The sequence below is a fragment of the Cyclobacterium roseum genome (assembly GCF_010119225.1).
Classification (GTDB): Bacteria; Bacteroidota; Bacteroidia; order Cytophagales; family Cyclobacteriaceae; genus Cyclobacterium; species Cyclobacterium roseum.
The window spans coordinates 1-2498 of record NZ_WNKF01000042.1; the positions used below are offsets into that span (position 1 = coordinate 1).

Genomic DNA, 2498 nt, shown 5'->3' on the forward strand with positions numbered 1-2498 from the left:
GCGCAAGACCGCGACTACCCCGGGCTGCGCCTCCCTTGTCGGCTTACCCGGGGCTTATGGTATTTCGCCCCCTCGGGGCTTTGAAACGGCCCGATTTTCGTTGCGGGCAACTAGGCAGGAAACGCAGTATGGGATTCAGCGGTGGTTGTTAATGTAGTTTGATACGGGCTGGGCTTTAGGGTCTGGCTTTTTTGCATTTGGGTCTGGATTTGGGTCCAATCGTGGTGGTTAATTGGCTGGGGCCTGCTGAGGTATAGGGATCGGCTTTGGGGCAGTTTTCTTGTTTTGGGTTCAGCCGTAGTGGTTAAAGTAGCTCGGAACCGGCTCAGGTATTCATAGTAGCTGTCTGACAGTCAGCCTTTACTTTGGATTCAAGCCTGGTGGTTAAGGGTTAAACAATTGTATCACCACATCACCACATCATCACACCATCCCTTCGTCTCTAAGTCTCCAATCCCCTTCGTGTCCTTCGCGGCTCTTTGCGCCCTTTGTGACTAAAAATTCCTGTACGTTCTCTCTGTCCCCCAGTCATTGAGTCCCTCAGTCTCTCCGTCTCTAAGTCCCTCCGTCACCCCCTCTCTCAGTCTTAATCCGGTGGTTTACGGTTAACTGGCTCGTTATCGGCTGGGCTTTAGGGTCTGGCCTTTTTGCATTTGGGCCGGGTGCTGGTTTCAATCGTGGTGGTTAAAGTGGTTAATTGGCACGGTAGGTTTTGGCAGATTCAAACATTCTTTTTGGCAATAAGGCTTGATTTTTAACCGAACCCTGGTTGTTAAACGTTAAAGTATTAGCCATTTCTCCAAAAATCTAAAAGTTTTATGGCTAACCCTTATCAAATTTGCGCAATTATCACCATGCAAATAAATGAGCATTTGTTCTGATTATTTCCGAACAATCTGTTATCTTTCCCGTAAAATGGTTAAAATAGCAGTTACTTGAGAATTATTAATAAACCCATTTTGGGTAAACTGATTCGGAAAAATCGGGGGAACTCGAAACTGGTTAAAGCAGTTCAGCAATTGATTTCGGAGATTGAGAATAGCAATTGGGAAACGCCACTTGATTTGACCGCTAAAAGACCTGATGCCGATTGTGTTTATGGCGGAGAATTTTATTTCTTCAACATCAACATTCATCGCACTTTAATATTGATTGAATTTGAAGAAAACGGTGAAGCTACTATTGTTTGGGCTGGTAGTCATGATGATTATGAACTGACTTTTAAAAACAATCGGAATGTTATTAAAAAATGGTTGAGAGATAATAACTGGATTTAAAAATTGGTAATCATGAAAGACATTCTTGACATAAACGAAATTGAGAAAATAGAAAGACTAGAGAATGAGTATGATTTGGAAAAGGCATCATTATATGAACGTAAATTGCGTTTAATGATTGATGAAAATCCGGATTTAAAACCGTTAAGAAAAAAACTTCGTGATTTGATTAAAGATTACGAAGACAAGGAATGGTCTGATTTTGAAAAAATAACTGAATCCCAGGTAGCCGAATCTGATAAAGCAGAGCAGATGGTGAAAGTTGAGGAAAATTTCATCCATAACCGAAAGCATGTGATCCGCAAAAAACTTAAAGCCTTTGACATGACTCAGCAAGATTTGGGATTAATTTTAGGTCATCCAAAATCGTATATGAGCGAATTGATGAATGGTGTATCTCAATTTTCATTAAAAGATCTGGTTATTATCCATCGGGTTTTAGGTATTAAGCTACCTATATTGATTCCTACTTTTTTACAATTTGAGACTAGAGAAAAAGTCAAAGAGTCTATTAAGAAATTAAATAAACCAAAACTCGGAATGATAAAGACGGAATTGGTATAAGATCAACAGCCATATGTCATCCGATATCGTTTAAATCAAAGATGGCAGTATCGGTCCAGATTACTTTACAGCCGTGGTGTTTAAGGGTTAATATGGTTCGATATCGGCTGAGTTCGCCATGGCGGCTATCTAGCAATCAGCCTTTACTTTAGATTCAAGCCTGGTTGTTAAGGGTTAAGAGGCTGGAATTCGGCTGAATAATTGAAATGGGCAAATAGGCAGGAGAGGTGGTATTGGGTTCAGCCGTGTTGGTTAAGGGTTAATATGGTTCGATATGGGCTGAGGTATTCATAGTTGCTGTCCGGCAGTCAACCATTACTTTAGGATTCCACCCTTGTTGTTAAGGGTTAAACAATTGTATCATTAAATTATTATCCCATCATCACATCATCCCTTCGTGCCCTTCGTGCCCTTCGAGCCTGTTTGCGCCCTTAGTTGTTAAGGGTTAAACAATTGTACCATCAAATTATCACCACATCACCACACCATCCCTTCGTCGCTCAGTCACTTCGTCTCTCAGTCTTCTCTAGTTGAACGGCACGCCGGGGGGTGGTCACAAACGTGCCCAGGCATTGGCGGAAACTTGGCTTCACTATTGAGCGGCTGGATAGCCAATGCAGGGAGCGGGAGGCTCCAACTACCCCGGGCTGCGCCTCC

General features: G+C 42.4%; 2 protein-coding genes. Both read left to right on the plus strand.

What is annotated here, in order from left to right; all coding sequences use genetic code 11:
* The first annotated feature begins 935 nt into the window (after positions 1–935).
* Positions 936–1277, plus strand: coding sequence for a type II toxin-antitoxin system HigB family toxin (locus GJQ68_RS23005; RefSeq protein ID WP_162419607.1), 342 nt, complete (start codon positions 936–938; stop codon positions 1275–1277).
* 12 nt (positions 1278–1289) lie between these two features.
* Positions 1290–1841 (plus strand): helix-turn-helix domain-containing protein, encoded by a 552-nt coding sequence (locus GJQ68_RS23010; RefSeq protein ID WP_162344336.1) that lies wholly within the window; start codon positions 1290–1292, stop codon positions 1839–1841.
* Positions 1842–2498: the final 657 nt, after the last annotated feature.